14 protein-coding genes are annotated in these 16,176 nt (G+C 60.6%); 8 read left to right on the forward strand and 6 right to left on the reverse strand.

What is annotated here, in order from left to right; translation table 11 throughout:
* Window positions 1–14 precede the first annotated feature (14 nt).
* The 3 genes from OHD62_RS20195 to OHD62_RS20205 all read right to left on the reverse strand — a co-directional run bounded on the left by OHD62_RS20195 (window position 15) and on the right by OHD62_RS20205 (window position 2,885).
* Window positions 15–860: a dienelactone hydrolase family protein gene (locus OHD62_RS20195; protein WP_263785308.1), complete on the reverse strand. Its 846-nt coding sequence runs from the start codon at window positions 858–860 to the stop codon at window positions 15–17.
* Window positions 861–1,178: 318 nt separating this feature from the next.
* Window positions 1,179–2,003 (reverse strand): DUF2189 domain-containing protein, encoded by an 825-nt coding sequence (locus OHD62_RS20200; RefSeq protein WP_263785310.1) that lies wholly within the window; start codon window positions 2,001–2,003, stop codon window positions 1,179–1,181.
* Between the two features lie 132 nt (window positions 2,004–2,135).
* The gene (locus tag OHD62_RS20205) at window positions 2,136–2,885 is read right to left on the reverse strand and encodes an SDR family oxidoreductase (protein ID WP_263785314.1); all 750 of its coding nucleotides are present in this window, start codon (window positions 2,883–2,885) and stop codon (window positions 2,136–2,138) included.
* Window positions 2,886–3,048: 163 nt separating this feature from the next.
* Between OHD62_RS20205 and OHD62_RS20210 the strand changes: the two genes are divergently transcribed.
* Window positions 3,049–3,351 carry a winged helix-turn-helix transcriptional regulator gene (locus OHD62_RS20210; protein WP_263785315.1) on the forward strand — a complete coding sequence of 101 codons (303 nt, stop codon included), beginning with the start codon at window positions 3,049–3,051 and terminating at the stop codon, window positions 3,349–3,351.
* Between the two features lie 77 nt (window positions 3,352–3,428).
* Here OHD62_RS20210 and OHD62_RS20215 read toward each other — a convergent pair whose 3' ends face one another.
* Window positions 3,429–4,133: a glutathione S-transferase family protein gene (locus tag OHD62_RS20215; RefSeq protein ID WP_263785318.1), complete on the reverse strand. Its 705-nt coding sequence runs from the start codon at window positions 4,131–4,133 to the stop codon at window positions 3,429–3,431.
* A 114-nt stretch (window positions 4,134–4,247) separates the two neighbouring features.
* Here OHD62_RS20215 and OHD62_RS20220 point away from each other — a divergent pair, with 114 nt between their 5' ends.
* The 7 genes from OHD62_RS20220 (at window position 4,248) to OHD62_RS20250 (ending at window position 11,246) form a co-directional block, all read left to right on the forward strand.
* A complete protein-coding gene (locus OHD62_RS20220; RefSeq protein WP_263785319.1) occupies window positions 4,248–4,610 on the forward strand; it encodes a winged helix-turn-helix transcriptional regulator in 363 nt (120 codons plus the stop codon).
* Window positions 4,611–4,778: 168 nt separating this feature from the next.
* Window positions 4,779–5,291 carry a CAP domain-containing protein gene (locus OHD62_RS20225; RefSeq protein WP_263785321.1) on the forward strand — a complete coding sequence of 171 codons (513 nt, stop codon included), beginning with the start codon at window positions 4,779–4,781 and terminating at the stop codon, window positions 5,289–5,291.
* Window positions 5,292–5,535: 244 nt separating this feature from the next.
* Window positions 5,536–6,729 carry an extracellular solute-binding protein gene (locus OHD62_RS20230; protein ID WP_263786819.1) on the forward strand — a complete coding sequence of 398 codons (1,194 nt, stop codon included), beginning with the start codon at window positions 5,536–5,538 and terminating at the stop codon, window positions 6,727–6,729.
* 86 nt (window positions 6,730–6,815) lie between these two features.
* Window positions 6,816–7,763 carry a carbohydrate ABC transporter permease gene (locus OHD62_RS20235; RefSeq protein WP_263785324.1) on the forward strand — a complete coding sequence of 316 codons (948 nt, stop codon included), beginning with the start codon at window positions 6,816–6,818 and terminating at the stop codon, window positions 7,761–7,763.
* A gap of 2 nt (window positions 7,764–7,765) precedes the next feature.
* Window positions 7,766–8,632, forward strand: coding sequence for a carbohydrate ABC transporter permease (locus OHD62_RS20240; RefSeq protein ID WP_263785327.1), 867 nt, complete (start codon window positions 7,766–7,768; stop codon window positions 8,630–8,632).
* Window positions 8,633–8,649: 17 nt separating this feature from the next.
* Window positions 8,650–10,167 (forward strand): DUF5060 domain-containing protein, encoded by a 1,518-nt coding sequence (locus tag OHD62_RS20245; RefSeq protein ID WP_263785329.1) that lies wholly within the window; start codon window positions 8,650–8,652, stop codon window positions 10,165–10,167.
* Window positions 10,168–10,181: 14 nt separating this feature from the next.
* Window positions 10,182–11,246: an ABC transporter ATP-binding protein gene (locus OHD62_RS20250; protein ID WP_263785331.1), complete on the forward strand. Its 1,065-nt coding sequence runs from the start codon at window positions 10,182–10,184 to the stop codon at window positions 11,244–11,246.
* Between the two features lie 45 nt (window positions 11,247–11,291).
* Here OHD62_RS20250 and OHD62_RS20255 read toward each other — a convergent pair whose 3' ends face one another.
* Together OHD62_RS20255 and OHD62_RS20260 are read right to left on the reverse strand one after the other, a co-directional pair.
* Window positions 11,292–13,973, reverse strand: coding sequence for an EAL domain-containing protein (locus tag OHD62_RS20255; RefSeq protein WP_263785333.1), 2,682 nt, complete (start codon window positions 13,971–13,973; stop codon window positions 11,292–11,294).
* A 204-nt stretch (window positions 13,974–14,177) separates the two neighbouring features.
* The gene (locus tag OHD62_RS20260) at window positions 14,178–15,713 is read right to left on the reverse strand and encodes a DHA2 family efflux MFS transporter permease subunit (protein ID WP_263785335.1); all 1,536 of its coding nucleotides are present in this window, start codon (window positions 15,711–15,713) and stop codon (window positions 14,178–14,180) included.
* Window positions 15,714–16,176: the final 463 nt, after the last annotated feature.

A 16,176-nucleotide genomic window follows, 5' to 3' on the forward strand; every position in this document is an offset into this window, starting at 1 on the left:
GGCGGTCCCAGTTCTTAGCCGTTGAAAGCTTCTTTCAGAAAGGCACGAACGGCGCTTATGGATTGATCGGCCGCAGCCGCGTTGTACTCCATCCGATACTCCTCGGTGCCAGTCTGGAGTCCTGGGAAGTCAAATGCATGACGAGCACCCGGATAGACGTCAAGCTGCACGGTGCTTCCCTTGCCGCTGCGCTGCGCCATCATCTCCTGGCATTTCTTGGAGGGGGTCCGATCGTCAAGCTCGCCGATCAGGATCAAGGTCGGGACCGCCATGTCGCCATTCGTTGCCGAACAATCCGGATAGTAGGCGATCGCTGCCTTGAACTTGCGCTCCATAAGCCGCTCGTCTCCACCAAGTTGCAAGGCCTCGAGCGTTGCGCTCCCGCCCGCGGAGAATCCCATCAACGCAATGCGCTGCGGGTCGACAAAACTGTCTTTTGACAGGAAATCCAAGGCACCGTAGGCGTCATATACGCGATCAACAGAGTGGAGGCCATCACAGGTCTCCTTTATGCCGCGCGTGCTGAAGCTGTCGACAACAAGGACGACGTAACCCCAAGACGACAGCCGCTCGGACCAGGTTTTCTTTACACTTGGGAATAGACCCGAACATCCGTGGAGAACCACGATGGCCGGGAACGGCCCCTCACCCGGCGGCCGCATTAGATACCCCTGCAGTGGCGTGCCGGAGACAGCTTTGAGCACGTGCCCGTTTTGTTGCGCATTGCGCACCTGAAATGACGTTGGCTCCGAAGCCGCGCTTTCAAACTGCACCGGCTGGTCAGCACTTGCGGGCGCGGTGTAGAGATAGCCTGCAGTGGTGAAGCAAACCAGGTAGTAAACATTTTTGAGCAGTCCCATCGGCTTGCTCCGCCATTATTCCACGGCTCAGGGACACCATCGCCTTTCCTGATAACGAGCGGTCCGTTCTGGTGATCCACAACTTGCACTCATGTCGCGTGATTGTGATCCTGTTGTGATCTCATTCAAGCTGTGGAGAATGACGATATAGCCGGGGACCGGCCCCTCTCGCGGCGGTCGCGTTAGATTCCTGCGCGCGCCAGGGACAACCTTCACACGCCGACTCTTTTGAGCAATTCCAGAAATTTGCTCATCATGGATCAGTCTTTAGTGGGCCTTTAGGTCGGTTGCGTTTGCCCCTTGGGGCCGGACGCCTTCCTACATCGGCCGCCTTATTTGCTGCGCCCGCTCCGGCTCGACCACCCTGCGATAGAGATGCCAGGTCGCGTGGCCGAGGATCGGCATGACGACGGCGAGCCCGGCAAACAGCGGGATCGAGCCAATGACCAGCAGCACGGCGACGGTCAGGCCCCACAGCGCCATCTGCAGCGGGTTTGCCATCACCGCGCGCGCCGAAGTCTCGATGGCCGAGACAGCGCCGACATCGCGGTCAAGCAACAGCGGAAAAGCGATGACAGTCGTTGCCAGCACAACCACCGCAAAGACGAAGCCGGCTGCATTGCCGAGCAGGATCAGCGTCCAGCCCTTGCTGGTCGTCAGCACCTCGCGGATGAAGGCGCCGATCGAGGCCGGCGGCTGGTCGCCGAACAGGCCGGTATAGATCGCCTGGGCCGTGTACAGCCACAGCAGGAACAGAGCGAGCAGCATGATGCCGATCACCGCGATCGCCGGCAGCGCCGGCGAGCGGCGCACATCCAGCGCATGCCGCCAGTTGGTGTTCATGCCGAGCTCGCGCCGGCGGCTGATCTCGTAGAGGCCGATCGCGGCAAACGGACCGACCAGGGCGAAGCCCGACATCAAGGGATAGATGAGCTGGATAGCGTTGGAACCTGAGGTCCATTGCGTCAGGATCAGGCCAACGACCGGATAGATCAGGCACAGGAACACATAGTGCGACGGCTTTGCCCAGAAATCGGCTGCGCCGAGCCGCAGCGCATCCCAGAGATCCGCGGTGGTGATGCGGCGAACCGTGGGCTGCACGTGCATTCCGCGCGCGTCCGCCATGACATGAAAGCCGGCCATAACCTTCCTCCCGTGTGTCGGGGCGGTCACCGCCAGGACGGCCGCCCGTAGCTGCCACTTCTCGTACCGGCACCATGATAGTCGAATTAGGAGTGATTGTCGCCGCGTCCATGGTCCGGACGGTAAATGCGGTTATAGATTTCCCACGCCGCCATCGACGAGCAGTTCCGTGCCGACGACGAAGCCCGATTCATCCGATGCCAGAAACACCGCCGCCTTGGCGAGCTCCCAGGGTTTGCCCATGCGGCCGATCGGCACCAGCGCGCGTATCTGATCGCCCAGCGCCTTCTCTTCCGCTTCGGGCAGACCCAGCTTGCCCAGGGCCGGCGTCTCGGTCGGCCCGGGGCTGAGGCCATTGACGCGAATACCGCGCTCGATCATCTCCCCCGAGAGCGTGCGCGCCAACGACAGCAGGCCTGCCTTGCTGGCGGCGTAGGCACTGCTCTGGGGCAGGCCGATATGGGCACTGACCGAGCCGCACAGGATGATCGACGACGGGTTGGAAAACATCGGCAACAGGGCCTGGATCAGGAAGAACGGCCCCTTCAGATTGGTCTGCATCAGACGGTCGTAAACCGCCTCGTCCCAATCCTGCAGCGGTTGGTGCATCACATCGCCGGCGTTGATGTGGAGTATGTCGAGCCGAGGCCAGCGCTGCGCGAGCTCAGTGGCAAGCGCACGCTGATCGGCGAGATTGCCGGCATCATTCCTGATCACCTGCGCCGATTCGCCCAGCTCGCGCTGCGCAGCTTCCAGCCCGGACGGGCTCCTGCCGGTGATTGCCACCGTCGCGCCCTCGGCCAGGAACTGGCGCGCGGTTTCGAGACCGATGCCGCTGGTTGCCCCGGTAATGAGGGCATATTTGCCTTTCAAGCGACCCATGATTTGCCTTCCCAAAAACGATGAGAACGGCATTGTCGACACAATAGTATGCTTTGTATAGTAGACACCGAATGGGTACTAAAGGAATAATTTCATGGCGCAGGCAAAAGCCATCGAGGCTCCGCCAGTCGAAGGCGGAAATGGCGCGACCGATCGTTGCCCGATGATCGATTTCGTCAATCTGGTTTCGGGAAAATGGGCCATTCCCATTCTTTACCGCCTGATCGTCGCCGGTTGTCCGCTCCGCTTCGGCGAGCTCCAGCGGGCCGTCGCACCGATTACGCAAAAGGAGCTTACGCGGCAGCTGCGCCTGTTCGAGCATCGCGGTCTGGTCTATCGGAAGATCTATGCCGAGATGCCGCCTCGCGTGGAGTATGAGATAACGCCGCTGGGCAGAACCTTGCGTGGCACGCTGGATTCGCTTGCCGACTGGATGCGCGTCAACGCATCCCACCTGATCACCTGACTGATCGTGGGAGGTTGTGGCTCTGCGATTACCGCGCGGCGCCACAGTTTGGCGCCGCGCTGAGATGCGTGACAAGACTAGGCAGCGAAGCGATCGATCACCTCGGCCAGTGGGACATGGCCAAGGCAGGCACCAGAACCAGTGGGGTTTTCACCGTTCTCGATAGCCTGTGCGTAACGCACGGCCGGATCGGCTTCGATGCGGCGACGCAGTCCAGCCAGTTTTGGATAGGCGGCCGCGTCGACTGCCTGGTGGAACTCGGCCCAGCGCGCCACGCCGATCAACGTGGTGTCGGCAAGCGTCAGCCGATCGCCGACCAGAAAGTCGGTATCGGCGATCATGGCCTCGAGCTTGTCGTGCCGGTCGGTGACCGCCTTGCGGCCGAAGTCACGCAGGGTCGCCTTAAGTTCCGGTTCGGCCGCCGCCATTTCGAACGCCACCCAGAGCGGACTAAAGGCAGCAGTGAAACCGGTGTTCACGAAGGCCATCAACTGGTGCATCCGGTCGGCTTCTGGCGAGCGCGGCTCGAAGCTGATGCGGCGCTCACCGTCGCGGGCTTCGAGCCATGCGGCAATCGCCATGGTCTCGGTCAGCACCCTGCCCTTGTCAGTGATCAAAACCGGCGTTTCCTGACGGCCGTTGATGCTGGCATAGGCATCGTTCTTCATCTCAGTGAGCATGTCGACGCGACACAGGCGATAAGGTTGTCCGACGCGTTCGAAGGCAGCGACAAGCCCCATCGAACTTCCCGCCGGGAAGCCATAAAGGAGGATAGGTTCCATTTTTTCTCTTCCATGATTTAGGGATCACGCCGCGCAGCGAAACTTGACCCTAAACGCTGGTCGCCCCATGTAAATTACGCACTATTCTGTAACCAAGCCCGCCACAGGTCCCTCATGAAAGATGTCGTCTCGCGCTGCCCGATCGAAGAGACCATGCGTGTGCTCAGCGGTCGCTGGCCGACCCTGCTGCTCTACTATCTGAAGGACGGGACCAAACGCTTCAGCGAACTCAGACGCGACAACCCAACCGTGTCGCACCGCATTCTGGCGCTGGAACTGCGCAAACTTGAGGAAGCCGGGATTGTGCGGCGGACGGCGCATGCGGGCTATCCGCTGCGCGTCGACTACGACCTCACGGCGCCTGGCCGCAAGCTTGTGCCGCTGATCGATGCGCTCGGCGCCTGGTGGATGCATACGGAAGACGATCGCATCGATCGTTCCCCGACCTCGGAAGCAAATCTCGATACCGCTGCCTAATGCATGTCGCGCAAAAGTGTGCAGCGGTTTTGCGATAACGACATGCATAAAAATGAGAACTTAAAGTGCGTCGCATGATTCGCGACGCGCTTTAGGAACCATCGGTTCGACCGAGATTTTCGTCGCCCTGCCCGGCAAAAGCCATCATCGCGACTATGTCAGGCAGGCATGGCCCTTGCGAAAATCGAGAATCAACAAGCAAACCTGAACCGGCGCTCGCTGCTGAAGGGTGTCGGCCTTGCCGCGCTCGCCGGCATCGCCGCCTGCAGCACCGTCTCAGTGCCGGTCGGCGAAGGCGCAGGTGTGTCGTCCTCGGCCACGGCGACATTGGCCGGAATCCGTACGTCTGTCGGGCTGCCGGCGCTGGTTGCAGACGCGCAACTCGAACAGGCGGCTCTCCAGCAGGCCGGCTACATGGCGTCACGGGAGCGCATGAGCCACACCACAGGCTGGGGCAGGAATTTCGCCTCGCGCATGAAGGACAACGGGGTACGGGGCGCGGCGGCCGAGAACATCGCCGAGGGCCGCTTCGACCAGCAGAAAGTATTCGACATCTGGATGCATTCGGCCGGCCACCGCCGCAACATGCTCGATCCGGATTTCAGCCGCTTCGGCCTCGCCTATGTGCGCGACGGGCGCGACAGCGCGATCCGCTACTGGTGCCTCGTGCTGGGGGCATAGAGCGTTCCGCCGCCATATCGGCCGCATCGACTGCAGAGATAGCGTTCACGTGCGTTTGGCCAACGCAGGTGTCGAATCCGCACACGGCAACCACCTCTTCACCTCATTATACCAGTTGACATCATGATCGGTATAACTATGGTCGACATTTGAGGTCCTGCGCATCGCGAAGGAGCCCGACAAGGAGGAGATCATGCAGTCGTCGAGGAAACTGTGGTGCGTAGCGCTTTTGGGCGCCGTCACGATGATGGGCGCTGGCACAGCGTCGGCGCAGGAGGTCAAGGTTTGGACTTTGACCTTCGCAAACGATTCCGCCAACAAGGCCTGGCAGAAGATCGTCTCTGACTACGAAGCGGCCAATCCCGGCACGACGATCCGCGTTGAAAACCGGGGCGTTGACGAGCACAAATCAGCACTGCGCGTTGCCGCCGGTTCGGATCAAGGGCCAGACATCTATTTCATGTGGGCCGGTCTCGGGCTAGGTGGCGAATTCGTCAAAGCCGGACTCAGCCTGCCGCTCGACAAATACCACCAGCAGTACGGTTGGGGTGATCGATTCCTCCCTTCCGCCGCCGCGTTCGCCGATCTCTACGAAGGCGGCAAGCACGGCGTTCCCTTCACCTTCAAGGGTGAGGCCATCTACTACAACAAGAAGCTCTTCGAGCAGGCGGGTATCACGGCTGAACCAACCACCTATGACGAGCTAGTGGCCGCAGCCGACAAGCTCAAGGCCGCCGGGATCCCGGCCATCACCTTTGGTGGCACCGTCAACTGGCACCTGATGCGGCTGATGGACGTTTTGCTCGAAACCAAGTGCGGAGCAGAAAAGCACGATGCCTTGATGAGCATGAAGGCGGATTGGACGAAGGAACCCTGTGCTGCCGATTCGTTCACCGAGCTCGGCAAGTGGACCAACCAATACGTCCTGTCGCCCTTCATGGGCATCGATCAAGCGCAGTCCTTCAACCTGTTCGTCGCCAATCGCGCTGCCATGATGCTCGAGGGCGATTGGCTGGTGCAACAGCTCTCCGAGAGCGCCAATCTCGACGACTTCGGCATGTTCCCATTCCCGACCAACACAAACCGGCTTTATGGGTTCGCCGAGTACCACTACATCAGCACGAAGAGCTCGAACCCCGATGCCGCGGCGAAATTCCTCGATTACTTCACATCGACGCCCGTCCAGCAGGCCACGCTGGGTCTGTTCAGCACGACCTCCGTCAACAAACACGTGAAATATGAGAACCTCAGGCCACTCGATGCGAAATGGGTAGATATCTTCAACAAGTACTCGGCGGTCTACATGAACGGCGATCAGGCGTTTCCGCTCGACGTCACCACCGAGTACTTCCGCGTGATAAACGAGGTCGCAAGCGGTAGTATCGATGCGGCTACCGCAGCCAGTCAGATGCAGTCCTTCATCGCCAAGCGCGGTTGAATGGAGGCCTTACTCTAACCTCCCGGCAGCCGGTCCCGGTGCATAGGCCGGGGCGGGCCTGCTTTGCATTGTTCTTGGAACGAGTCATGGTCGCAAGTCCATCAACCGCTGACCGCTACGACCGGACGCCGGCACAGACGAGGCGGGTCAAGGCAAGACTACAGGATCCGGCGGTGCAGGGCTTGGTGCTGATCGCGCCAGCGGTGCTGGTCTACGCGCTGTTTGCCTTCTACCCGATGCTGGACGTCATTCAGCTTAGCTTCATGAAATGGAACGGACTGACCGCAGCCAAGCAATGGGTGGGGCTCGACAACTACCGTTACGTGCTCGGCGACGATCCGGTGTTCTGGGTCGCATTCAGGAACACGCTGATCTGGACCGCGCTCTCGGTGATTTTTCCGCCACTGATCGGCTTGGGACTGGCGCTCGGCCTCAACCAGAATATCCCCGGCCGTTCACCGCTGCGCGCGCTGTTTTACATGCCCGTGATCATCGCACCGATCGCGGTGGCAACCATGTGGCGCTGGATGTTCGACCCGTTCTTCGGGCTCTTCAACAGCCTGCTCACCACAGCCGGATGGACCAACCTGATCCAGGATTGGCTGGGTGACCGCAGCGTGGCGCTCTATTCGGTTTTCATCGGCTATGTCTGGGAGGTTGCAGGCTTCTCGATGGTGCTGTTTCTGGCCGGGCTGCAAGGCGTCTCGCAGACGCTGATCGAAGCCGCTCGCATCGATGGCGCAGGACGCTTCCAGGTGTTCCGTTACGTGACTCTGCCGGCGCTGCGGCCCACCATCACCATCGTCTTGATCCTGTCACTGATCAACTCGCTCAAAGCCTTCGACATCGTCTACGGCATGACTGGCGGCGGGCCGGCGCAATCGACGCAGATGCTGGCCATGTGGGCCTATACGCAAGCCATGCAGCTCGGCGACTTCGGTCGCGGCAGCGCTATTTCCGTCGTGCTTCTGCTCATGACCGTTGTCATCGTCGTCCCCTACCTGCGCTGGACGCTCAGGCGGCAGGAGGCCTAGCGATGAGCGGCGTTGCCAACCCCTTTCGTCAAGCCGGCGCGGAGCGGATCGATCCACTGCTGGTGGCGCTGTGGATCACGCTGATCATCGTTGCGGTGATCTGGATCGCTCCCTTTGTCTTCATCATCTTCACGTCGCTGAAGTCGAACGCGACAGTGATGGGGACTGGCGCATTCTCGCCACCGACCAGCATCGCCTGGGAGAATTTCGCCAACGCCTGGCGGCGCGGTGATTTCGGCACCACGGTCGTCAACAGCACCATTATCACCGTCATCAAGGTGCCGCTCGGGCTGATGATCTCGGCGATGGCCGCCTATTCGCTGAGCCGCATCCAGTTCTGGGGACATAAGGTAGCCTTTCTTGCCATCGTGTTCGGCACGATGATCCCGTTCCAGGTGATGCTGGCACCGATCTTCAAGCAGGTGAACAGCTTTGGGCTTATCAACACCTATGTCGGCATCATCCTGCCCTATCTCGCCTTCGGCGTGCCCTACCAGGTCTTCATCCTGCATGGCTTCTTCAAGGAAGTGCCCAAGGAGCTGAGCGAAGCAGCGCTCATCGATGGCGCGTCGCACTTCACCGTGTTCCGGCGCATCTTCCTGCCGGTGTCGCTACCGGTGCTGGCGGCATTGCTGATCCTCGACTTCGTCGCCACCTGGAACGAGTTCGCCATGGCTCTCGTCATCCTGCAGGATCCGGACCGCTGGACGCTGCCGCTTGGCCTGATGTCGTTCCAGAGCCAGTTCGCCCGCGACTACGGCCAGCTCAACGCGGCGATCGTTATGACGGTGCTGCCGGCGGCGATCGTCTACCTCATCTTCCAGCGCTACTTCGTTTCGGGACTGACCTCGGGCGCAGTCAAGGAATAGCAGACAAAGGACTACGCATGGCCGAACGAACGACAGTCGAGAAGTGGGGCATATTCGAGATCGCGCTGAAGGGGCCGACGGACGGCAATCCCTTCCTCGAGGTCGAACTGTCCGCCATATTTTCCCAGGCGAACCGCAGCATCACGGTTCCTGGCTTCTATGATGGCGACGGCACCTATCGTGTGCGTTTCATGCCGGACAACGAAGGCAGCTGGAGCTACGCCACGAAGTCCAACAGCGCGTCGCTGGCGGGCAAGAGCGGCGCCTTCGACGCCGTGGCGCCATCGACTGGCAATCATGGCCCGGTGCGCGTCAGCAACAAGTTCCATTTCGCCTATGCCGATGGCACGCCATACTTCCCGTTCGGCACGACCTGCTATGCCTGGACGCACCAGCCGCTCGACATGCAGGCCGAGACGCTGGCGACCCTGGAGAAGGCGCGCTTCAACAAGCTGCGCATGGGTGTCTTCCCAAAGGACTATCCCTTCAACAGCAATCCGGCACTGCATGCGATCTTCGAGGCCGGAGTGGACGGCAAGGAAGATTTCGACCGGCCGAACCCGATCGCTTTCCGCCATTTCGAAACGCAGATCGGCGCGCTGCGCGATCTCGGCATCGAAGCCGACATCATCGTCTTCCATCCCTATGACCGTTGGGGCTACGCCGACATGAGCGCGGCTCAGGATTTCCGCTATGTCGCCTACCTCGCCGCCCGGCTTGCTGCCTATCGCAACGTCTGGTGGTCGCTGGCCAACGAATACGACTTCCTGCTCAACACCAAGCCGATGGCGCAGTGGGACCGCTACTTCCACATCCTTGAGGAAAACGACCCCTACCAGCACCTGAAATCGATCCACAATGGCGAGCAGTCGATGAATTTCGACCACCGCAAGCCATGGGTCAGCCATGTCTGTATCCAGAACTGGGATGTGAAGCGCACGCCCGAATGGCGTGACGCCTATGGCAAGCCGGTCGTCAACGATGAGCCCGAATATGAGGGCAACATCATTTTCCCATGGGGCAACATCACCGCCAAGGAGCTGGTGCATCGCTTCTGGATCACCGTTATGCGTGGCGGCTATGCCGGTCACGGCGAAACCTACATGCACCCTCAGGATCTCATATGGTGGGCCAAGGGCGGCAAGCTTCACGGCGAAGCCTGGAAGCGGATCGGCTTTCTGCGTGGCCTTATCGAAGAGGACGTCAGCAACGGGCTCGAGCCGATGGGCCACAACGCTGCCTGGCCGTGGAGTCGTGTTTCAGGCGCCGCCGATGGCGCTCTGCGCTACATTTATCTTGGCGAGCACCAGCCGGTGATATGGTCGACCGGCCTGCCGATGGAAGATGGCGATTATGACGTCGACATAATCGACGCCTGGGAAATGACCGTGACGCGGGCGAAGAAAGTGGCGGCGCCGATCCCGCATCCGACACGCCATGGTTCGGTCGTGCGCGGCGGCAAGGCCGACGCTGCCTTCGCAGTCGAACTGCCCGGCAAGCCCTGTCAAGCCATCCGCGTCAGGCCAAGGCGCTAGCAGAGGTCCGCTCAATGTCTTCTGTCCAGATCGTCGACGTGAAGAAGTCCTATGGTGCGACGCCGGTGATCCATGGGGTCAGCGTCGACATCAAGGATGGCGAGTTCGTCATCCTGGTCGGTCCTTCGGGCTGCGGAAAATCGACATTACTGCGCATGATTGCCGGGCTCGAAACCATCTCGAGCGGCGAGATCTCGATCGGGGAGCGCGTGGTCAACCATCTGCAGCCGAAGGAACGCGACATTGCCATGGTGTTCCAGAACTACGCGCTCTATCCGCAGATGACAGTGGCGCAGAATATGGGTTTCGCCCTCGAACTTGCCGGTGCCAAGAAAGCCGAGATCAAGGAGAAGGTCGGCACTGCGGCATCGATCCTTGGGCTTGAACCGCTGCTTGGCCGCTATCCACGCCAGTTGTCCGGCGGCCAGCGCCAGCGCGTCGCCATGGGCCGCGCCATCGTGCGCGACCCCAAGGTCTTTCTCTTCGACGAGCCGCTATCGAACCTCGACGCCAAGCTGCGCGTGCAGATGCGCTCCGAGATCAAGGCGCTGCACCAGCGGCTGAAATCGACCATTGTCTACGTCACCCATGATCAGATCGAGGCGATGACGATGGCCGACAAGATCGTGGTGCTCAACGGCGGCAGGATCGAGCAGGTCGGAAGCCCGCTCGAGCTCTACGACCGGCCGGTCAACATGTTCGTCGCCGGCTTTCTTGGATCGCCGGCGATGAATTTCATCGAAGGGACGGTGCGCGACAATCCGCAGCCCGGCCTCGAACTAGACGACGGATCGATCGTCCCGCTCCCCGCCATTCCCGCTGCCGCGGCAGGGCGGCGCCTCGTGCTTGGCGTGCGTCCGGAGGACATTCATATCGACAGAAAGAGCGGCGCCCCGGCCAAGGTGATCGTCGTCGAGCCGACGGGCGCGGAGACGCATCTTTCGGTCGAAATGGCGGGGCATGAACTTGTCTGCGTGCTGCGCGAGCGCGTCAGTCTGCGGCCGGATGAGACCGTCATGCTGTCCTTGCGAAAATCGACGGTGCATTTCTTCGATCCGGCATCAGGGAATCGTATCTGACAGTGGCGCCACGGCGGGCGGGCCACCGCCGGGGGCTCCAGCCCGTCAATCCTTGCGGCCACCGTCGAGCAATTTCTCGATGTCATGGGCGGAGATCGGTTTGCTGAAATGATAGCCCTGCATTTCATCGCAATTGTGCTTGCGCAAGAAGGCCACCTGATCGTCTGTTTCAACGCCCTCGGCAATGACCCTCAGATTGAGCTTTTGACCCAACGAAATCACGGCGCTGGCGACAGCCTGATCATTCTCGTCGGCGGCGACATCGTCGATGAAAGACTTGTCGATCTTCAGCCGCGCGACCGGAAAGGCCTTGAGCGCACTGAGGCTGGAATAGCCTGTTCCGAAATCGTCGATCGAGATCTGAACACCCAGGCTTTGTAGTGCGTTCATCGTTGCGACCGCTAGTTCGATATCCTGCATGATAAGGCTTTCGGTCACCTCCAACTCCAGATATCTCGCCTCCAGATCGCTGTCCTTCAGTGCGTTGACGACGCGGTCGATCAGGTTCCTTTCCTTGAATTGCCGTGGTGACACATTCACACAGACAGTCATTGGTGGCAGACCCGCGTCTTGCCAGGCCTTGTTCTGCCGACAGGCTTCATGCAGGACCCAGTCGCCGATCGGCACGATCAGACCTGTCTCCTCGGCCGTTGGAATGAAGGTCATCGGAGCCAGCACGCCCTGTGTCGGATGGTTCCAGCGTATCAACGCTTCGACCGCGAAGACGTGTCCCGACCGGAGATCGACCTGCGGCTGGTAGACAAGGGTGAATTCCGAACGGACCAAGGCGTTTCGCAATTCCTCCTGAAGCACGAATTTTTCGTGGGCCCTTAGATTGAACTCGGGGGCATAGAACTGAAAATTGTCGCGGCCGAATTCCTTCGCGCGATACATGGCTGCATCGGCATTGGCCAGGAGCGTGTCCGGACTCGTCCCATCCTTGGGATAGCTTGCGATGCCGATACTGGCTGCTGCTCTCAAGCGATGCGCTCCGAGTTGAATCGGCTCTGCAATGGCCGTCCGGATCTTTTGCAGGGTTTCGGAGATGAGATCGACGTTCGTGGGTTGATCGAACAGAACGATGACAAATTCGTCGCCACCCAGACGCACAACGGTATCGGTCGCCCTTACGCATTCGACCATACGGCTGGCAACGGTCTTCAGGAGCTCGTCTCCGGCATTGTGGCCCAGCGTGTCATTGACGAGCTTGAAATTGTCCAGGTCGATGAACACCACCGTCACCCAGCGATCGTATCGCTGCGCGTACAAGATCGCTTGCGAAAGCCGGTCTTCGAGAAGGGCGCGATTGGGAAGCCCGGTCAGCACATCATGGTTGGCCATGAAGTGAATCCGGTCTTCAGCCAGTTTGCGCTCGATCGCGATTCCAGCAATGCGCGTCGTGAAGTCGATGAGGCGGGTCTCGGCCTCGGTTGGTTCGCGCACCGTCATCGAATACATCGCAAAGACGCCCAACACAGCGCCCTGATGCGACAGGATCGGGGTCGACCAGCACGAACGATAGCCGTAAGGCGCTGCCAGTTCGCGGTAATCCTCCCAAAGCGCATCTTGCATTATGTCCGCGACGACAACCGCCTCCCGTCGGTAGACGGCGGTTCCGCAGGATCCCGCCTTGGGACCGATGGCGAACCCGTCGATGGCGTTCGTATAGTCTTTCGCCAAGCTTGGCGCGGCACCATGGCGCAAGTGGCTGCCGTCCTTGTCGAGCAGCAGGACGGACCCAAATATCCCCGTCAACTGGGACTCGACGAGGCGCATGAGGCGGTCGAGCACGTCTTCGAGCGGGGCGCTCATCGCGATCATTTCCAGGATGGATGCCTGCCCGTCTCGAAGGACATCTGCTCGCTTGCGGGCGGAGATGTCGCGGGCGATGCCAACCAGACCGAAGACGTCATTTTTAGCGTTGCGCAACGGTACCTTCGTCGATGAGAGCCATCTGCCGGCGCCTGACGCATCGACAACAAACTCTTCCTCGTCGATCATCGGCTGCCCGCTGCTCAGCACGCCCTGTTCGATGGCGCGAAATTTCTGTGCAAGGTCCGCTGCATGGAGATCAAAATCGGTCAAGCCGATCATGTCGCTGGTCTTGTCCCGGCCGCTGTCGGTCGCAAGGGCCATGTTGACGACGACGAAACGGCTTTCGGTGTCCTTGACCCATAGATAGTCGGGCACCCAGTCGATCAGCGTTTGCAGCGAAATGCGCTCGTCGACGATCAGGCGGTTGGCCGTGAGTTCCGTAATGTCCTCATGTGTAGCCACCCATCCGCCGTCAGCCATCGGCTGATGGCAGACCTGGATAGTTCGACCGTCGGCAAGGTTGGCGGTCCAATTTCCCGAAGCCGTGCCCGAATTGACCGCCCGAGCCAATGCGAGATAGGTATCGGCCGCCATTGCCGACGTCCCGGCGGCGATGCGGCGTTCGACGATTTCGCGCAGCGCCAGGCCCGGCTGCAATTGCTCGGGCGCTATGCGGTAGATTTCCGCATAGCGGCGGTTGCACAGGATCAGCCGTTCATCGGCGTCGAAAAAGCAGATGCCTTGCGAGATGTTGTCGATCGCCGTCTCAAATCGCAGCGCCTGCTCCTCGAGGGTCACGATCGTAGCCCGAAGCTCACGCTCGAGGACTTCGTACGAAGCACCCGCCAGTTTTGCCAGCGCGGCCAAATTGGCCGATTCGGGCGCCTCGGTGGGTTGCCTCGCTGATTTCATGACCAAACAGAGTTCCTCCGGCCTGTCGCCTGGAGCAAAGCAAAAGCTCGCTGCACGCTAGAAGCGAGCGCATATTGGTCCGGATGTACTAATGGTAGGTGAACCAACTCAAAGTCAGGACGACCTAATGCCGGCTTGGCGCAGGAGATCGTCAATCCTGCCGGGGCGGACGGCGCGACAGGCGTGTCCAGCCGGCCCCAAACGTCAATCCATATGCGCGGCAGGCGCGCCACCGGCGGCCGGGCTAGCCTTCGGCTTGCGCAGCAGGAAAACAAACGGGACGGCGAGCAGCGTCATCATCATCAGCAGCTTGAAGTCGTTGACGTAAGAAATCATCATCGCCTGGATATTGACCATTCTATCCATCTGGGAAAGCGCCGTAGGGTCGCCGCCCGCGGCTGCCGGCGAGGCCGCCCAGAGATTGGGATTGAACGGATTGATAAAAGCCGAGAGCTCGCTGTGGTTGACCTGCGTGTTGCGCACCAGGAGAACCGTGACGACCGACACACCGATCGACGAGCCAAGATTGCGCACCAGGCTGAACAGCGCCGTGGCATCGGTGCGGTAGCGCGCGTCGAGCGTGGCGAAAGCCACGGTCGACAGCGGTACGAACACCATGCCCATTCCCAGGCCCTGGATGACGCCGGAACTGAGGATCAACCAGTTGTCCATCTGCGGCGAGAAGCTCGACATGGTGTAGAGCGACTGCGCGGTCAAAAGGAAGCCGATGACGACGAGGATCCTGGCATCGATCCTGTGCATGATGCGGCCGACCAGGAGCATCGCAATCATCGTGCCGATACCGCGGGGGCCGATGACGACACCGATGGTCATGGTCGGGTAGCCGAAGATGGTCGCCAGCATTGGTGGCAGCAGCGACATGCTCGCAAGGATGAGCACGCCCATGATGAAGATGAACGCCAGCCCGGTCACGAAATTGCGGTCGAGGAAGATCTTGGGGTCGATGAAGGGATGTTCAGCCGTCATCGTGTGAATGATGAACACCCAGAAGCCGGTCAGCGAGAGACCAAGCTCGATCCAGATCTCGACCGAGGAAAACCAGTCGACCTCGCCGCCGCGATCCAGCATCAGCTGCAGCGCGCCGACGCCGAGCGATATCATGGCGAAGCCGAAGAAATCGAAGCTGCGTATCCGCCTTGCAACGGCCGGCAGATAGGCGGCCATGCCAAGGAAGGCGAGGATGCCGACCGGCAGGTTGATGAAGAACACCCAGCGCCAGTTGAAATTCTCGGTCAGCCAGCCACCGAGCGTCGGGCCCAGGATCGGCCCCAGCATGATGCCGGCGCCCCAGATGGCCATGGCCTGGCCGTGACGTTCCTTCGGATTGATGTCGAGCAGGAAGGTTTGCGACAGCGGCACGATGGCAGCGCCGAACACGCCCTGCATCAGCCGGAAGAACACCATGGACTCCAGGCTCCAGGCGATGCCGCACAGCATGGAGAAGATGGTGAAGCCGACCACCGCCGTCAGGAACAGTTCCTTGCGGCCGAGCCGATCTGCCAGCCAGCCGGTCACCGGCGTCATGATGGCGGCGGCAACGATATAGGAGGTCAGCACCCAGTTGATGTTGTCCGGAGAGGCACCGAGATCGCCGGTCATGGTCGGCAGCGCGACGTTGGCGATCGTGGTGTCGAGCGCCTGCATGATCGTCGCCAGCATGAGCGCAACGGTGATCAGGCCGCGGTGCGGCACTTCGCGAAAGGGTTCTGGCGTGCTCATGATGCGGAACTTCCGACAGGTAACAAAAACGTGTAGACTAGAGCGACGTGCGTCCATTTGGACGCGCAAAGTACGCTCTAGTACTTCAGAGTCTGCGCATCGTGCTTTCCGAAAATCGATTCCGATTTCGGGCCGATGCACAGGTTTCCGGACGGCGAGGCCTTCCGTGTGGAGACCCTCATCGCGGTGGGACGCGACTTATCGATGTGGGGGTTACATCGACCGAGTGTCTCGATTGAGCGGATGCCCGCCGCCCGGAAACCTGAGGACCGAAAAGGCCCGCATCGGGTTGTAAGGGTTTTGGCCAGGCCACAACGCGGCCCGGTTCAACCCCCTAACCCTTAGCCTGCCTCCCATCGGACCAATCCTGTCATTCACCTCGCCAAAGCGGCGAGTATTGTGTTTAGAGCCGGTTCCATCCCGATGGAATCGGGATGGGGCTCTATCTCTTTGTTCGAGCATG

Source organism: Mesorhizobium sp. YC-39 (assembly GCF_025753795.1).
Lineage (GTDB): Bacteria > Pseudomonadota > Alphaproteobacteria > Rhizobiales > Rhizobiaceae > Mesorhizobium.

Excerpts from the sequence above, each read along its gene's own strand:
- OHD62_RS20195 (WP_263785308.1), bottom strand. The coding sequence starts at position 860 with ATGGGACTGCTCAAAAATGTTTACTACCTGGTTTGCTTCACCACTGCA.
- OHD62_RS20200 (WP_263785310.1), bottom strand. The coding sequence starts at position 2,003 with ATGGCCGGCTTTCATGTCATGGCGGACGCGCGCGGAATGCACGTGCAG.
- OHD62_RS20205 (WP_263785314.1), bottom strand. The coding sequence starts at position 2,885 with ATGGGTCGCTTGAAAGGCAAATATGCCCTCATTACCGGGGCAACCAGC.
- OHD62_RS20210 (WP_263785315.1), top strand. The coding sequence starts at position 3,049 with ATGATCGATTTCGTCAATCTGGTTTCGGGAAAATGGGCCATTCCCATT.
- OHD62_RS20215 (WP_263785318.1), bottom strand. The coding sequence starts at position 4,133 with ATGGAACCTATCCTCCTTTATGGCTTCCCGGCGGGAAGTTCGATGGGG.
- OHD62_RS20220 (WP_263785319.1), top strand. The coding sequence starts at position 4,248 with ATGAAAGATGTCGTCTCGCGCTGCCCGATCGAAGAGACCATGCGTGTG.
- OHD62_RS20225 (WP_263785321.1), top strand. The coding sequence starts at position 4,779 with ATGGCCCTTGCGAAAATCGAGAATCAACAAGCAAACCTGAACCGGCGC.
- OHD62_RS20230 (WP_263786819.1), top strand. The coding sequence starts at position 5,536 with ATGATGGGCGCTGGCACAGCGTCGGCGCAGGAGGTCAAGGTTTGGACT.
- OHD62_RS20235 (WP_263785324.1), top strand. The coding sequence starts at position 6,816 with ATGGTCGCAAGTCCATCAACCGCTGACCGCTACGACCGGACGCCGGCA.
- OHD62_RS20240 (WP_263785327.1), top strand. The coding sequence starts at position 7,766 with ATGAGCGGCGTTGCCAACCCCTTTCGTCAAGCCGGCGCGGAGCGGATC.
- OHD62_RS20245 (WP_263785329.1), top strand. The coding sequence starts at position 8,650 with ATGGCCGAACGAACGACAGTCGAGAAGTGGGGCATATTCGAGATCGCG.
- OHD62_RS20250 (WP_263785331.1), top strand. The coding sequence starts at position 10,182 with ATGTCTTCTGTCCAGATCGTCGACGTGAAGAAGTCCTATGGTGCGACG.
- OHD62_RS20255 (WP_263785333.1), bottom strand. The coding sequence starts at position 13,973 with ATGAAATCAGCGAGGCAACCCACCGAGGCGCCCGAATCGGCCAATTTG.
- OHD62_RS20260 (WP_263785335.1), bottom strand. The coding sequence starts at position 15,713 with ATGAGCACGCCAGAACCCTTTCGCGAAGTGCCGCACCGCGGCCTGATC.